Source organism: Gordonia sp. ALPHA1B1, from assembly GCF_005502615.1.
GTDB lineage: Bacteria > Actinomycetota > Actinomycetes > Mycobacteriales > Mycobacteriaceae > Gordonia > Gordonia hongkongensis.
The window spans coordinates 75,718-90,125 of sequence record NZ_SCOC01000020.1 but is presented as its reverse complement, the minus strand read 5'-3'; the positions used below and the strand labels follow the sequence as shown (position 1 = coordinate 90,125).

General features: G+C 67.6%; 13 protein-coding genes and 2 tRNA genes. 8 read left to right on the top strand and 7 right to left on the bottom strand.

Annotated elements, in window-relative coordinates; genetic code table 11:
- Positions 1 to 237 precede the first annotated feature (237 nt).
- Entirely contained in the window at positions 238 to 1,053 is an 816-nt protein-coding gene (locus tag FFS52_RS14840; RefSeq protein ID WP_137810135.1) for a methyltransferase domain-containing protein, read from the bottom strand.
- A 329-nt stretch (positions 1,054 to 1,382) separates the two neighbouring features.
- Between FFS52_RS14840 and FFS52_RS14835 the strand changes: the two genes are divergently transcribed.
- Entirely contained in the window at positions 1,383 to 2,057 is a 675-nt protein-coding gene (locus FFS52_RS14835; RefSeq protein ID WP_137810134.1) for a helix-turn-helix domain-containing protein, read from the top strand.
- A 15-nt stretch (positions 2,058 to 2,072) separates the two neighbouring features.
- Here the strand turns inward: FFS52_RS14835 and FFS52_RS14830 are convergent, their stop codons facing one another.
- The 3 genes from FFS52_RS14830 to FFS52_RS14820 all read right to left on the bottom strand — a co-directional run bounded on the left by FFS52_RS14830 (position 2,073) and on the right by FFS52_RS14820 (position 5,057).
- A complete protein-coding gene (locus FFS52_RS14830) occupies positions 2,073 to 2,873 on the bottom strand; it encodes an ABC transporter permease subunit (RefSeq protein WP_058250975.1) in 801 nt (266 codons plus the stop codon).
- Positions 2,870 to 3,841 carry an ATP-binding cassette domain-containing protein gene (locus tag FFS52_RS14825; protein WP_137810133.1) on the bottom strand — a complete coding sequence of 324 codons (972 nt, stop codon included), beginning with the start codon at positions 3,839 to 3,841 and terminating at the stop codon, positions 2,870 to 2,872. The genes FFS52_RS14830 and FFS52_RS14825 overlap by 4 nt, the downstream gene beginning before the upstream one ends.
- Before the next feature lie 124 nt (positions 3,842 to 3,965).
- Positions 3,966 to 5,057, bottom strand: a complete 1,092-nt coding sequence (locus FFS52_RS14820) for a magnesium transporter CorA family protein (RefSeq protein ID WP_137810132.1) — start codon at positions 5,055 to 5,057, stop codon at positions 3,966 to 3,968.
- A 148-nt stretch (positions 5,058 to 5,205) separates the two neighbouring features.
- On the opposite strand from FFS52_RS14820, the gene FFS52_RS14815 reads away from it, so the two are divergent.
- The gene (locus tag FFS52_RS14815) at positions 5,206 to 6,453 is read left to right on the top strand and encodes a hypothetical protein (protein ID WP_065631217.1); all 1,248 of its coding nucleotides are present in this window, start codon (positions 5,206 to 5,208) and stop codon (positions 6,451 to 6,453) included.
- On the opposite strand, the gene FFS52_RS14810 is transcribed toward FFS52_RS14815, so the two are convergent.
- A complete protein-coding gene (locus FFS52_RS14810; protein WP_137810131.1) occupies positions 6,427 to 6,936 on the bottom strand; it encodes a thioesterase family protein in 510 nt (169 codons plus the stop codon). The genes FFS52_RS14815 and FFS52_RS14810 overlap by 27 nt on opposite strands.
- A gap of 192 nt (positions 6,937 to 7,128) precedes the next feature.
- On the opposite strand from FFS52_RS14810, the gene FFS52_RS14805 reads away from it, so the two are divergent.
- Complete coding sequence (locus FFS52_RS14805; protein WP_137810130.1) at positions 7,129 to 8,106, top strand: alpha/beta hydrolase family protein; 978 nt, start codon at positions 7,129 to 7,131, stop codon at positions 8,104 to 8,106.
- A 27-nt stretch (positions 8,107 to 8,133) separates the two neighbouring features.
- Here the strand turns inward: FFS52_RS14805 and hisC are convergent, their stop codons facing one another.
- Positions 8,134 to 9,201, bottom strand: a complete 1,068-nt coding sequence (hisC, locus tag FFS52_RS14800; protein ID WP_137810129.1) for a histidinol-phosphate transaminase — start codon at positions 9,199 to 9,201, stop codon at positions 8,134 to 8,136.
- Positions 9,202 to 9,319: 118 nt separating this feature from the next.
- Between hisC and FFS52_RS14795 the strand changes: the two genes are divergently transcribed.
- The 4 genes from FFS52_RS14795 (at position 9,320) to FFS52_RS14780 (ending at position 10,664) form a co-directional block, all read left to right on the top strand.
- Positions 9,320 to 9,411, top strand: a tRNA-Ser gene (locus tag FFS52_RS14795).
- A 36-nt stretch (positions 9,412 to 9,447) separates the two neighbouring features.
- Positions 9,448 to 9,520 (top strand) — tRNA-Arg (locus FFS52_RS14790).
- A gap of 119 nt (positions 9,521 to 9,639) precedes the next feature.
- Positions 9,640 to 10,278, top strand: a complete 639-nt coding sequence (locus FFS52_RS14785; RefSeq protein ID WP_065631213.1) for a nucleotidyltransferase domain-containing protein — start codon at positions 9,640 to 9,642, stop codon at positions 10,276 to 10,278.
- Positions 10,278 to 10,664 (top strand): hypothetical protein, encoded by a 387-nt coding sequence (locus FFS52_RS14780; protein ID WP_065631212.1) that lies wholly within the window; start codon positions 10,278 to 10,280, stop codon positions 10,662 to 10,664. Before FFS52_RS14785 ends, FFS52_RS14780 begins: the two co-directional genes overlap by 1 nt.
- Before the next feature lie 195 nt (positions 10,665 to 10,859).
- On the opposite strand, the gene helR is transcribed toward FFS52_RS14780, so the two are convergent.
- Complete coding sequence (gene helR, locus FFS52_RS14775; RefSeq protein ID WP_137810143.1) at positions 10,860 to 12,986, bottom strand: RNA polymerase recycling motor ATPase HelR; 2,127 nt, start codon at positions 12,984 to 12,986, stop codon at positions 10,860 to 10,862.
- Positions 12,987 to 13,589: 603 nt separating this feature from the next.
- Between helR and FFS52_RS14770 the strand changes: the two genes are divergently transcribed.
- Positions 13,590 to 14,375 carry a hypothetical protein gene (locus tag FFS52_RS14770; protein WP_137810128.1) on the top strand — a complete coding sequence of 262 codons (786 nt, stop codon included), beginning with the start codon at positions 13,590 to 13,592 and terminating at the stop codon, positions 14,373 to 14,375.
- The last annotated feature ends 33 nt before the right edge of the window (positions 14,376 to 14,408 follow it).

Sequence of the window (14,408 nt, the reverse complement as noted above, 5' to 3'; positions counted from 1 at the left end):
ACACCAGCCCAATACAGCCAGGGGCGGTAACCAGCGGTAGAGCCAGATGCCTGATGGTCAGAACCCAACCACCACCGAAGTGGCTAGACAACCCTGACACTGAAACCAGCGGTGGTTGCGGCTCGGGCAGTTGTGGTTGCCGAGTGGCTTCGACTCGGCGCCTCGCTGGCGCTCGGTGCCGGCTCAACCAGCGGTGGTTGCGGTTGCGGCTGCGGCTCAACCAGCGGTGGTTGTGGCTCACCCGACCGTCAGCACCGCGCGGAGGTACTCCCACTCCATCCGTCCGTTGGTGAGATAGCGGTCGGCGTGGGCGGCGATGGCGGCGTCGAGTTCGTCGACGCGCGCGGGGTCGTCACCGACGTTGCGGTACGCCATGATGGTCGGTCCGTAGTGCGCCTTGAAGAAGTCGCGGAACGCCGCGCCGTCGTCGAACTCGCTGATCTCGACGGTTTCGGTGACGAACTCGTGGTCGGTGACAGCGGAACCGAACAGCGACCGCACGTGTTCGGCGTCGCCCCAGAGCGGCCCCGGCTGCGCACCGGGCGGCGGTGGCGGGGCGTACGGCTTCATCACCGCGAACAACTCACCGATGAATCCGGTTGGCGTCCAGTTGATCAGGCCGATCCGTCCGCCGGGACGCACGACTCGTAGGAGTTCGTCGGCGCACCTCTGGTGATTAGGCGCGAACATGACGCCCACGCACGACGTCGCGATGTCGAAGTCGTCATCGTCGAACGGGAGATCTTCGGCGTCGGCGGTGCGCCAGGTGATCGGCAGGTCGCGGTGCCGGGCTTCGCCCACGGACAGGAGCTCGGGCGTGAGGTCGCTGGCGACGACATGCCCGCCGGCTTCCGCGGCGGGTACCGCGACGTTGCCCGCGCCGGCGGCGACGTCGAGGAGTTTGTCCCCGGCGGTGATGTGCAATGCGTCGACGATGCGTCGGCCCAGCGGGGCGATGAGGTCGGCGACGGCGGGATAGTCGCCCGACGCCCACAGCTTGCGATGGCGTGCCTTGACCTCGGCGTCGAACGGGGTGGGATGGGTCGTGGTCATGATGGCGGTCCCTCGAAGTCGTCGAATGGTGGTCGTCCGTGACCGGACACAACGAGCATCCGACGAAGCCCGACCCGTCCTCTAGACCAACTTCTGTACTGGCGGCAGTTCAGTTTCTGTACTGGTCATCAGCCGGCGACGGGTGTGTACTGGGTCGGGGCGGAGGTTTCGACACGGCGCCTCGCTTCGCTCGGGGCCGGCTCAACCAGCAAGAGGCGGCGCCTCGCTCCGGGCCGGCTCAACCAGCAAGAGGTGGCGCCTCGCTTCGCTCGGTGCCGGCTCAACCAGCAAGAGGCGGCGCCGGCTCGACCAGCAGTGGGGAGGCTGCGATGACATCGTATGGACAGTTCTGTCCGGTGGCCAAGGCGATGGAGTTGCTCGACGAGCGCTGGACGATTCTCATCGTCCGCGAACTGCTGTTGGGCAGTCGGCATTTCAACGAGGTGCGACGCGGGGTGCCGAAGATGTCGCCGGCTCTGCTCACCAAGCGCCTACGCAGTCTGGAACGTGCCGGGGTGATCAACCGCAGCGTTGTCGGCGGTCGTTCGGTGTACACGTTGACGACGATGGGTGAGGAGCTCACCACGGTCGTAGAGGCACTGAGCGCGTGGGGAATCCGCTGGATCGGCGAGCTGGGCGACGCCGACCTCGACCCGCATCTGCTGATGTGGGACATGCACCGCACCGTCCCGATCGACCGGTGGCCGCGACGACGCACCATGGTGCAGTTCGTCTTTCGCGATGTCATCGGCAAGGCGAGCACCTGGTGGCTGGTCGTCGTGGGTGGTGAGGCGCAGGTGTGCGACTTCGACCCCAGTTACGAACTCGACGCCACCGTGATGACCGATCTGCGTACTCTCACCGAGATCTGGCGGGGCGACATCGACTGGCGTCTGGCGCTCGCCGCCGACCGCGTCGAGATCCACGGTGCCGCGGAGGTGGCACGAGACGTGCCGTCGTGGATCGGGCAGAGCCTCTCGTCGGCGGTCCCGCGACCGGCGTGAGCGCCGCGGGCACCGTCAGGCGATGTCCCGGCGGAAGGTCGTGTACCGACCGATGACCGCGAACGCGGCGATGTAGGCGAGCATGACGAGGGCGCCGGCCCATTGCGGGAGCAGGTCGTCACTGCCACCACCCATCGTGGCGAAGAAGCTCGATCCGACGAGGGCGTCGGCGGCGGACCCGGGCAGGAACTTCGACACCGACGACGTGACGTCGAAGGTCGCCAGCGCGATGCGTGCGATCGGTTCCACGAGCTGGGTGAAGGCCAGCAGGATCACGATCGCGGCGACCTGGTTGGACACCACCGCGCCGAACGCCACCCCCATCGCGGTCCATAGGACCATCACCAGCATCGACAGGCCGATCACCTCGAGGGTGGAGCTGTCGCCGAGGAACGCGCCGTCCCCGACCGTCGCGAGGATCGGTGCCGCCGTCGCGACGACCGCCAGAGTGCCGAGGACGCCGTAGAGGAGCCCCATCGGGATGCCGGCGATCAGCTTGGCCACCAACAGGATTCCGCGTCGCGGTTCGACGAGCAGGCTCGCCGTGATGGTCTTGTGCCGGAACTCCCCGGTCACCGCGAGGCTGCCGATCACCAGCGCGAACACGTAACCGATCGGGCTGGTGAGGGCGTAGATCGAGCGGGCCAGATCGGCGCCGACGAGCGTCGTGGGTTGTTGCATGGCATTCTCGGTCGTCATCGAGAAGGCCAGGGCCGCACCGATGAACCCGAGATAGGCGACCATGGCGATGAGCAGGACCCACCACATCCGCGTGGAGGTGAACTTGCGGTACTCGGCGATCAGCGCGGCCCTCATCGGACTGCCCCCGGCGACGTCGGTGCCGCGTTCGGGCCGGGGTCGGTTCCGCCGCTTGAGAAATGACTGGTCGGTGCGTCCGAAGACTTCGTGAGATGCAGGAAGACCGCCTCGAGATCGGCGCCGACGTCGGCGAGTTGGTGGAGTTCGATGCCCGCGGTGAAGGCGGCCGTCCCGACCGTGGCCGCGCTCACGCCGGGCACCCGGAAACCGTCGTGCGTGTCCTCGAGTTTCCACCCGCGTTCGCCCGCGAGTGCGACGAACGACGCCCGCGACGGCGTCCGCACGACGACCGCGTGCTCGGCCAGCGCCTCGAAGTCGGCGAGCGTGGAAGCCCGGACCAGTTTGCCGTTGCCGATCACCACCACGTCGTCGACGGTGCTCCGCACCTCGGCGAGCACGTGGCTGGAGACCAGGACCGTCCGTCCCTCGTGGGCGAGCGACCGCAGCAGCCCGCGCAGCCACACGATGCCCTGGGGGTCCAGCCCGTTGGCCGGTTCGTCGAGCAGGATGATCTGCGGATCGCCGAGCAGCGCGGTGGCCAGGCCGAGGCGCTGCCGCATGCCCATCGAGTAACCGCCGACGCGGCGGTCCGCGGCCTGGGACAATCCGACGAAGTCGAGCACTTCCCGGCACCGCGACGTCGGGACCCCGACCTGCGGGGCGAGTGCATTCAGATGACCGAGTCCGGTGCGCCCGGGGTGGAAGCTCGACGCCTCGAGCGCCGCGCCGACGTGCTGGGCGGGTTGCGGGATCTCCCGGAACGGGCGGTCGCCGATGAGTGCCCGACCGGCGGTCGGTTCGACCAGGCCCAGGAGCATCCGCAGGGTCGTGGTCTTGCCCGAACCGTTCGGTCCGAGGAACCCGGTGACGCGACCGGGGGCAACGGTGAACGACAGGTCGTCGACCGCGGTCAGGTTGCCGAATCGCTTGGTGAGACCGTCGATCGTGATCGCGGGTGACTCCATCGGTGCCTTCCGTCGGTGGGCTGGCCCATACGCTATCAAACGCGCACGTGGTCAACCGCTTTCATGTCGAAACCTGCCGTGTACGAGTCACACTCGTTGCAGGACAACACATCCGACGATGCGGTCACAACCAATCGCGTTTGCGGAACGACAGATAGAGGCCGACGACCACGACGAGGATCAGCGTCGTGCTGGTGATGAAGCCGAGTAGTCGGTCGAAACCGGGGAACGGAACGTTCTGCCCGTAGAAGCCGGTGATGGCCGTCGGCACGGCGATGATCGCGGCCCACGCGGTCAGCTTCTTCATGACGGTGTTGAGTCGCGCGTCGGCGAGGGTCAGGTTGGTCTCGAAGACGGTGGTGATCATGTCGCGCAATGACTCCGTCCACTCCGACGCCCGGAGCGCGTGGTCGTAGAGATCGGAGAAATGCGGGTCGAGCTCCGGTGGCGCGTGGTTGTCGAACCGCCGTCGTTGGATGCCGGCGATCACCTCGCGCATCGGCAGGACCACCCGTCGCAGGACGACGAGGTCCTTGCGCAGGTCGTAGGTTCGGCGCTGCAGTTCGCGGCCGGGGATGCGCTCGTCGAACAGCAGTGCCTCGAGGTCCTCGATCTCGTCGTCGAGGCGTTGCACGGCGTCGAAGTGCCCGTCCACGACGACATCGAGCAGTCCGTGCACGAGCGCGCCGATCCCGTATTGCGTGGCCCCGCTGTCCGACCAACGCCGCATGACCTCGTCGATGTCGAGCGCCGGGGTCGGTCGCACGGTGATGAGCGCGTTCCGTTTGACGAAGATCGAGATGCGGTGCAGGTCGAACATCCGCGCCCGACCGTTCGCGGAGGCGCGGAAGTCGGTGGCCGCGGAGCCGTCGTCATCGTCGTCGTCCCGGTCGTCGGCCGGCGACTCGCCGTCGTGTAGCGACACCGCGTAGACCATCACGAAGGTGTGCCCGGTGTAGGTGACTGTCTTGACCCGTTCGGCCGCCGCGACCGTGTCCTCGATCGCGAACGGGTCGAGGTCGAGTTCGGCCGCCAACCGGGACAGGGTCTCGTGGGTGGGGCTTTCCAGATCCGCCCAGATCAACTTCTCCGGATTGTCGAGACAGGTGGAGATCTCCTCGAGGTCGAAGCCGTCCACCGGGTCGCCGTTCCGCCAGATCTGACCACGGATGCGTTCGACGCCGCGAGGTCCCGACACATCCGAGGGAACTGTCATGTGGCCATCGTGACACCCGTGGGGGTGTTCCGTCGGTGCGACAGGCAGGCGAGACGTCGACCACACCGGGTGGTCGTCGCCCGCGGGTAGCATCGAAATCGGTGTCTGTGGACGGGCGCGGACACCGATCTCCAGGTAAGGCGGCGGCATGGTCGACAGCAGTTCCCGCGGACATCGCTTGATGCCCGCGCGCACGAGCGAACAGATCCGCGAGTGGTGCGATCGTTCGGCGGTACCGGGCGAGCGGCGCGAACTGTCGGACACCGCGGCGCTGCTCATCGCCTCCGGATACCTCACCCCGGGTGGTCGTGCCATCGTGGTGCGCCGGATCTCCACCGGTCGGCCGATGCCGTCCATGTCCGCGGGTTTCGGCGATCTGCGCCGCTTGCAGCGCGCGATCGTCCAGATCGAACACCAGTTGTCGAGCCCGGTGGTGCCCGGTGTGGTCGCGGCCGTGATGCGCAACCGGCTCAACGGCCTGCAACGACGCCGCGAGGACGCACGCAAGCAGATCGTCGCCGGTAAGGGTGTGTTCGCGTCGGGGACCCGGGCGATCCGACGCGAGCGGCGGGAGAACGTCTATCTCGAGATCGAGGAACGAGACCGGTTGTTCGCCGGGCTGCTGTGCACTCCGACCCCCAACGTCAACGCGTCGAGCTATGTCCGTCGCGCCGGCACCGCCGCGTTCGACCGGATCGCCGGCGTGGTGGGGCAGGTCGCCGCGAAGTCGGGCAACTCGCAGGCGGGGCAGTGGGCAGACCAGTTCCTGTCGGGCGTGCGCGAGACACCGGGCGGAGCGACTCAGACCGGCGCCCCCCGCGCCGCGGCCTTCGTCGACGGCTACGAGACGCTGCTGTTCATCACCGGTCACTACTACGACCGCATCCTCGGCAACCCCGCCTGGCGCTCCGACCACTTCGAGGTCCAGCGCACCCAGGTGAACCTGCACGCCGAGGTCGCCGAGATCGCCGCCGACGTCATCGCGTTGCGGGCGGTACGCATCGACCTCGACCGGGCCAAGCGCAACGGCGGCTTCGACCGCACCTTCGCCGCGCAGATCGATCAGCGTGAGACGACACTGCGACCGGTGTGGACCGAACTCATCGACCGTGTCCAGGCGCTCGGCGAGGTCGCGCATGTCGTCGAATCCGCGGCCGTCGAGCTGCAGGTCCTCGCCGAGTACAACAAAGCGGCGACCCTGGACGACCGCATCGACGCGTTGATCGCGCGGTCGGGCGACCGCGAGATCTCCGTCGACAACGCGAAACGGCTCACCGAACAGGTCCGCAGCGGCGAAGAGCAGTTGCGCATCTATCGGGATGTGTTGCAGGGCAACATCGCGCGGATCTCGCCGGCGGTGCCGCGCGAGTTACCCGCTCGCTACGAGCCGTCGTGACCACGTGCTGAGGTAGTCCTTCTCGGTGGGGGACAGCCGCCGCAGGGTGTGCTTCTCGATGTCGACGACGGCCATCTGCGTGCTTGCGACACACGCCGGACGACTGTCGGAATCTGCTCCGACACTCCGGATCTCGTAACCGATGGTGAAGTCCACTGAACGGAAACCCTTGATCCACATCCCGATTCGCAGCGGCGAGTCGTCGTGACGCAGCTGGGCCTGGTATCGGATGTCGACGTGCACGATCATCGCGCTGGTGATCAGCGGGGCGTAGTCCTCGCCGGCGCTCAACAGCCACGCGATGCGCGCCTCCTCCATCAGCGTCACCATCCGCGCGTGGTTGATGTGACCGAACGCATCCATGTCCGACCAGCGCACCCCGACCTCGGCGACGAAGGCGAAGTCGTTCGGACCGAGTCCCGAGGTCGGCGGTGGCTCGTTCCGCTCGGAACGCGCGTGGTGAACAGAATGTGAAGTGGGCATCGTCGACTTTCCTCGAAGGTCCCGGTGCCCGTGAGATGCCGTGGTCACGACCTTCCACTCGGCTGAACGCCGGGTAGTCTGTGAGTCTAGATGTCCGCGTCGGACCGATCCGGTCGGCGCGGACTCGCACGTGGTGACACGACGAGGTCCCGGGTGCACTCCGGGGGGATTGTCGGTGAGGGAGTTGGCGAGATGTCGAGGCGATTGATCGCGGGTCTGGTGTGCCTGATGGTGGGGATTCTGTCGACCCCGGCCATCGCCGACGCCGCTCCCAAACAGGTGGCGCGCATCGCCAAGTCCGAGAAGCTGAGTGCGCTGCGTACCGACATCTGGGTCTTCTCACCGGCGATGAACGAGCGTATCAAGCTGTCGGTCCTCACCCCGGTCGGCGGCCCGACGCCGCGGTCGACGGTCTACATGCTCGACGGCGCCGGCGCCGAGGGCGAGGTCAGCGACTGGATCACGAAGGGTCGCGCCGGACGCTTCTTCGCCGACAAGAACGTCAACGTCGTACTCCCCACCGGAGGAAAGGGCACCTTCTACACCGACTGGCAGAAGAAGGACGCCGCGCTCGGCAAGCCGATGTGGGAGACGTTCCTCACCAAGGAGCTGCCGCCGCTGATCGACGAACGGTTCGACGGCAACGGCCGCAACGCGGTCATCGGGCTGTCGATGGGTGGGCAGGCCGCGTTCTCCCTGGCCATCCGGCACCCGGAGATGTACACCGGCGTCGCCTCGCTCAGCGGCTGCCCGCCGGTGTCCGGTCCGGTCAACGAGGCCTACGTCCGTACGACGGTCGGTCGCGACGGCGGCGACGCCACCAACATGTGGGGCCCGTTCGGCTCCGCGGGCTGGCGCGCACACGACCCGAGTCTTCATCTCGACCGGTTGCGCGGAAAGAACATCTTCATCGCTGCCGGCTCCGGCGCCATCGGCCCCCTCGACCTCCAGCGTCAGATTGAGCCGGACGAGGGGCCGCGCGACGTCGTCACGGCATCCTCGTCGGCGCTCGAACTGGGTGCCTACCGCTGTTCGCTCGAGTTCGCCATCACGATGCGTGCCGCGGGGGTGCCCTACACCGACGGTTTCCGCCTCATCGGAACCCACACGTGGGCGTACTGGGAGCGCGACCTCGCGGCCCTGTGGCCGACCATCGGCCGGGGGCTCTGACCAGCTCGGTCGGCTCGCGGTCCAGGATCAGCTCCGGGGACCGTCCCAGCTCTCGGCGAACCGCAGGAACACGTCGTCCTCGGCGGCGTTGGTGACGGTCACCCGCACGCCGTCGCCGTCGAACGGGCGGACCACCACCCCGGCGTCGACGCAGGAGCGCGCGAAGTCCATCGACGCCGCTCCCAGGTCGAGCCACACGAAGTTGGCCTGCGAATCGGGGACCCGGTAGCCCGCGTCGCGCAATCGTGCGGTGACGCGGGCACGTTCGGCGACGACCGCGTCGGTGCGGGCCAGCAACTGGTCGCCGGCGTCGAGGCTGGCGAGCGCGGCGGCCTGGGCGACGCTGCTGACCGAGAACGGCACGTGAACCTTGCCGAGGGCGGTGATGACCTCCGGATCGGCGATCGCGTAGCCCACGCGCAGCCCGGCCAGCCCGTACGCCTTCGAGAAGGTGCGCAGCACCACGAGGTTGCGGAACTCGCGTCGGAGTTCGAGTGCGTCGTACGCCTGACTCGACGGCAGGCGCAGGTACTCGAAGTACGCCTCGTCGAGCGCGACGATGACGTCGGACGGCACGCTCTGCAGGAACTCCCGCAGGTCGGCTGCCTCGACCACGGTCCCGGTCGGGTTGTTCGGATTGCACACGAAGATCAGCCGCGTGCGGTCGGTGACCGCGTCGGCCATCGCGCGCAGGTCGTAGGTCAGATCGCCGGTGAGCGGGACCTGGACCGGTGTCGCGCCCGCGACGCGCGTCGCCAGGGGATAGGTCTCGAAGGACCGCCACCCGAAGACCACCTCGTCGCCCGGTCCGCTGGTGACGAGGATGAGGTTCTGGCAGAGGATGACCGACCCGCATCCCACCTGGACCTCGTCTTCGGTGACCCCGAGACTCTTGGCCAGCGCCGCGGTCAGCTCGACCATCCCGTTGTCGGGGTAGCGGTTCACGGCTGCGGCCGCTGCGCCGATGGCCTCGACGACGCTCGGCAGCGGGCCCTCGGTGACCTCGTTGCTGGCGAGTTTCACCGCTCCCGGAAACGTCTTGCCCGGCACGTACACGGGAAGGTCGTCCAGGTCGGGGCGGATTCGCAGGCTCACCCGACCAATGTAGGCTGCGACCCAGATGAGGCAGAAACCGGCTCTGACCAACCGGTTTGCTTGTGGACGCGAAGGGTGTGTAACCTTTCGACTCGGCAGTTCGAAAGGACTCCGCCAAGGAGGCGTGCCAGAGCGGCCGAATGGGACTCACTGCTAATGAGTTGTCTCGCTAAAACGGGACCGGAGGTTCAAATCCTCTCGCCTCCGCCACCGCAGTCGGCCGACGGCGGTACAACTGAATAGCACGCGCCCGTAGCTCAACGGATAGAGCATCTGACTACGGATCAGAAGGTTTGGGGTTCGAATCCCTACGGGCGCACAGAGAATCGCCAGGCGAGACCATGTCTCGCCTGGCGTTTTGTTTCGTCTTCTCACCACGAGATGCTGATCCCCAACTATAGTTGCGATAGTCTAACTTTAGTTGGAGGGGAGTCGGAGATGCAGCTCCACAAGCCGTTCGCGACGGTGACGCCGACCCTGGACGGCGACGTGCTCGATGTCCTTGCGAGTGCAGACGAAACATTCACGATCACTCAGGTCCAGCGCATTCTCACCTCTGCGTCGGGAGAAGGAATTCGCAAGGTCCTCAACCGCCTCACCAAACAGGGCGTGGTGCTGCATGACGAGGTGGGTAGGACCCACACTTACCGTCTCAACACCGAGCATCTAGCGGCTGACGCAATCATGGCGGTATCGCGCCTGAACTCGACTTTTCTGCGCCGACTCGAACAACACCTGAGCAGCTGGGGGAGCACGCTGCGTTACGCCGCCGTGTTCGGTTCGGCCGCCACGGGGCGGATGGCGCTCGACAGCGACATCGATTTGTTCCTGGTGCGGGGCCCTGATTCCTCCGACGACGGGGACGACTTGTGGGAACAACGGGTGACCGAACTCGCTCGACTGATCACCGCGTGGACCGGTAACGACGGCCGGATTGTCGAGTACGCCGAGCAGGAGTTTCATGCCGCGGCCTCTGCCGGTGAGGCTGTGTTCGACGACGTGTCGAAGCAGGGCCTGACCGTCGCGGGGACACGGTCCTGGTTCAACGCGCAGCTGCGTTCGGTGAGGAGGCCTTGATGGCCGGACAGCGGAACTGTGACTCCGGGGTCACCGCGGGGCGTCTGTCGAAGGCGAACGAATTTTTCGACGCCGCAGAACTTCTCGTCGACGAAATGCCCAACGCTGCCGGCGACTTGTACGTCGATGCGGGTATCGCTGCCGCGGACGCGATCTGCTGCGTGCGCCTCGGTACGCACTCGAACACCGGCAACCACAGTGAGGCTGTTGCCCTGCTCCGGCGAGCGGACAGCGGATCCGAACGGCATCTGAATACGCTGCTCAATTTGAAGAACAAGGTTGCTTACACACATCAGGACCTGAGCTCCGCAGAGTTGAAGAAGATGAATCGCGCTGCGGAACATTTGGTCGAGGCGGCGAAGCAGGCGGTTGCGGCTCGGGGGTAGCGCCGCGTGCAGAAAGTCTGGGGTTCGAATCCCTACGGGCGCACCACAGAGGCCCGTCACCGATCCCGGTGACGGGCCTCTTCTGTGTGCACCGGAACCCTGGGTGGGTGGACGAGGTGCCGGTGCTGTCTTCCATCCTCGCCGGCGTCCGGGACGTCGACACGAGTACGGCACTACCCCAATCGGTGGTGGGGTCTACGTGCGGAGGATCACCAACTGCTGAGTCGCCCGGGTCATCGACACGTAGCGGTCGACCGCGCCTTCGGTGCCCGCGCCGAAGGCGTCGGGGTCGACGAGCACCACGAGGTCGAACTCGAGCCCCTTGGCGAGGGTGGGGGTGAGCGACCGCACGCGGTCGGTCCCGGCGAAGCCGGGTTCGCCGATCACACAGGCGATTCCGTCTCGATGGGTCGAGATCCAGTCGTCGACCACGGTGTCGAGGTCCGCGCGGTCGCCGTAGGTGACCGGAATGCCCGCGCGCCGAACCGAAGTCGGCACGTTCGCGTCGGGGAGCGCCGCGCGGATGACGGGGGCGGCCGCATCCATGATCTCTTCCGGGGTCCGGTAGTTGATCGTGAGTCCCGCCGAGGTGACGTCGCGCAGACCGACCCGCCGAAGTCGCTCTGCCCACGACTCGGGGAATCCGCGTCGTGCTTGCGCGCGGTCGCCGACGACGGTGAAGCTCTTCGACGGGCAACGGTCGATCAGCATCTGCCACTGGGCGTCGGTGAGTTCCTGCGCTTCGTCGACGACGATGTGCGCGAACGGCCCGGACAGTGAGCGGGCGGTCTCGCTCACGGACCCGTCCCCGAGGTTGTGGCGCAGGTTCTCGTGCCGGAGCATCGTCATGAGTCCCTCGCCGTCGTCGTGGACCTCGGCGGCGATAAGATCGTCGACCACCTGGTCGATCCGCTCGCGTTCCCTCGCCAGGTCCGTGCGCTGCCGGCGACGTCGGGCCGACGCTGCCGGGTCCCCGATCCGGCGGTGGGCGCGGTCGAGGATCGGCAGGTCGGCATCGGTCCAGGCGTCGGGGACGCTGCGCTGGAGTGCGCGTACCTCGCCGGGCGACAGCCACGGCGCACACATGCGGAGGAAGGCCGGCACCGACCACAGGTCACCGACGATCTCGGTGGCGTCCAGGATCGGCCATGCCCGCGAGAAGGCCGCCGCGAGTTCGTCATTCGCCGCCAACGCACGACGCAGCGCGTGCTGGGGCACGTCGTCGTCGTGTCGCGACGCGATGATCGACACCAGTTCTTCCCACACCTCGTCCCGCGCCTCGTTGTGTGCGGTTCCGCGCTCGGCTGCGTCGAAGGCGTCCGCCCAGTCGCCGGCGGTCAGAGTCGTTTCCGTCCAGGGTGTTTCGACCACGAACGGCGTCGTCGGCGGTTGTTCGTAGAACTTGACCGCCGGCTCGACCGCCTCGACCATCCGGGCCGACGACTTCAACCGTGCCACGTCGACGTCGGCTTCGGTTGTCGCCGAATCACCTTCGACGACGAGATCGGCGAGGGTGCACGTCTGGACGCTCTCCTCCCCGAGGCTCGGCAGCACATCGGCGACGTAGGCGAGGTACGGCCGATGAGGTCCGACGACGAGCAACCCGCCCCGATGACCGGCGAGGCGCGGATCGGCGTAGACGAGGTAGGCGGCACGATGCAGCGCGACGACGGTCTTGCCGGTTCCCGGCCCGCCGTCGACGACGAGGGTCCCGTGCGAGTCGGCTCGGATGATCGCGTCCTGATCGGTGGCGATGGTGCCCAGGACATCTCGCATGCGCGGGGAACGACTGGCGCCGAGGTCGGCGAGGAACGCGGACTGCTCGTCGAGCGCCGCGTGCGAGGTGAGCACCGCGGGGTCGTCGACGAAGACCTCGTCCCAGTAGTCGGTGATCCGGCCGTGGGTCCAGCGGTAGCGGCGTCGGCTCACCAGTCCCATCGGGTCGCGGCGGGTGGCGGCGAAGAACGGCGCGGCCAGCGGGGTGCGCCAGTCGACGAGCAGGGTCTCGCCGGCGGCATCGGTCAACCCGAGCCGGCCGATGTAGAGGATCTCCCCGTCGTCGCGGACCAGCCGACCCAGGCACAGGTCGAGGCCGAACCGCCGCAGCGATCGGATGCGTGCGCCGAGCTGGTGGATCTCCATGTCGCGGTCGACGGCCCGGCGACCCCTGCCACCGGCCTCGCGCCGAAGCTGCTGCAGGCGCTCGTCGGCGTCGGCCAAGGTGCGTCGCAGGTTCGTGGTGATCGAGGCGAAGTGTCGGGTGTCGTCGGCGACGAGGGCCGGATCGTTCTTCGGGGACAGGCTGTCGGGGAGGGCGAACACCGCGGTGGTCGTTGACGTCGCGTCGTCGGGGACTGAGGTTCCGGGGATCGGGGTCTCGGGGACTGGGGGCACAGAGATGACTCCGAATCGGCAGGCGGCGGGGTGGTCGTGGCAGGTGAGACAGCGATTCTGCACCGCGTGGGGGGTCTTGCGGCAAGCCCCTGTGCAGGGCTTATGGTGAAAGGGGCAGAGATCGGCGGGCGCGCAGGTGAAACGGACCCCGATATCACTTGCTGCAGGCGGCCGCGCAGCTGTTGCAGCCCGCGGTGCTGTATGTGAAGGTACTTTCAGTTCACTACGGTGAACTCTTTTCGGTGGGGCCTGTCAGGGGGCTGCCGCCCCCGAGGGGCACGGGGGTGGGGCGGCAGCGCGGCCACGGTTTCCCCGTCTCCGTCATTGATGTTCGGGCTCATTCGACCGACTGGTTCGCTGTCGTCGCGGCATCGCCATGACCTGCGGTTTTCCGATCGTCGACGTGAGCTCCCGACGTAGCGCCGTAAGGTCGGAGAGGGAATGACGCGCGACGTCGAGCCGAATCGACGGTTTCGGTTGAGGCCGCGCCGCGTCGACGACGACGCTTGAGAATCCGACCGGAGGCCGACGATGGGACAGCCGTACGGGGGGCCGAACCCCGGCGCTCACGACCCTCGACGCCGCGACGGAGGCGGCAGCCAGACCGGCGGGTCGCCTCGCGATCTCTACGGGCAACCCGTCGCACCGCAGCTCTATCCGCCGCTCGGGTACGCCGCGGACGGGACCCCGATGTTCCGCCCCGGCCAGCCGACCAACACCGAGCTCACCGTGGCCGAGCGCGCCGAGCGTGCCGAGGCCGAACGCGTCGCGGCCGCCGAGCGGGAGGCCGAAAGCGCCGACGGCCGACCGGGTTCACGCATCCACAAGGTGCCCACCGCGACCCTCATCCTGACCCTGGGCGTGGTGGTGCTGCTCGTGGTGGCTTTCGTCGGGTTCCTCGGGCTGCGGGAGGAGGCACCGCAGGACCGCTTCGCCGACTCGCCGACGGTCACCGACACCATGCCGATCCCACGCACCTTCGAACCACCCAGCCTCACCCCGCCCGACCCGGGACAGCAGCTTCCGGGCCAACCTGGTGAGCGCATCGATCCGCAGAACAAACCGGTGACCTACGAGGCGACCATCGACGGGCAGGCCACCATCCTCTACGTCGACGACAACGGCCTGCGCTCGGAGTTCGCCCCGACGAATCCGTGGACCGTCCAGTTCACCGGCGGGGTCAACCCGCTGCGCCTCCTGGTCATCGCCGGAACGGGCAGCTCGGTGAGTTGCTCGATCACGGTGGCGGGCGAGGTGGTGGTCGAAGACACCGTGACGCCGTCATCGACCCGCCGAACCGCGTCCTGTATCGCCTGAACGGTCACGTCTTCAGGGCCCCGGGCGGGGTGA

What these genes read in the sequence shown, in the direction of transcription:
- FFS52_RS14780 (WP_065631212.1), top strand. Translation starts at nt 10,278, where the DNA reads ATGGCCGGACAGCGGAACTGTGACTCCGGGGTCACCGCGGGGCGTCTG.
- FFS52_RS14830 (WP_058250975.1), bottom strand. Translation starts at nt 2,873, where the DNA reads ATGAGGGCCGCGCTGATCGCCGAGTACCGCAAGTTCACCTCCACGCGG.
- FFS52_RS14840 (WP_137810135.1), bottom strand. Translation starts at nt 1,053, where the DNA reads ATGACCACGACCCATCCCACCCCGTTCGACGCCGAGGTCAAGGCACGC.
- FFS52_RS14770 (WP_137810128.1), top strand. Translation starts at nt 13,590, where the DNA reads ATGGGACAGCCGTACGGGGGGCCGAACCCCGGCGCTCACGACCCTCGA.
- FFS52_RS14835 (WP_137810134.1), top strand. Translation starts at nt 1,383, where the DNA reads ATGACATCGTATGGACAGTTCTGTCCGGTGGCCAAGGCGATGGAGTTG.
- FFS52_RS14805 (WP_137810130.1), top strand. Translation starts at nt 7,129, where the DNA reads ATGTCGAGGCGATTGATCGCGGGTCTGGTGTGCCTGATGGTGGGGATT.
- FFS52_RS14785 (WP_065631213.1), top strand. Translation starts at nt 9,640, where the DNA reads ATGCAGCTCCACAAGCCGTTCGCGACGGTGACGCCGACCCTGGACGGC.
- FFS52_RS14810 (WP_137810131.1), bottom strand. Translation starts at nt 6,936, where the DNA reads ATGCCCACTTCACATTCTGTTCACCACGCGCGTTCCGAGCGGAACGAG.
- FFS52_RS14825 (WP_137810133.1), bottom strand. Translation starts at nt 3,841, where the DNA reads ATGGAGTCACCCGCGATCACGATCGACGGTCTCACCAAGCGATTCGGC.
- FFS52_RS14820 (WP_137810132.1), bottom strand. Translation starts at nt 5,057, where the DNA reads ATGACAGTTCCCTCGGATGTGTCGGGACCTCGCGGCGTCGAACGCATC.
- FFS52_RS14815 (WP_065631217.1), top strand. Translation starts at nt 5,206, where the DNA reads ATGGTCGACAGCAGTTCCCGCGGACATCGCTTGATGCCCGCGCGCACG.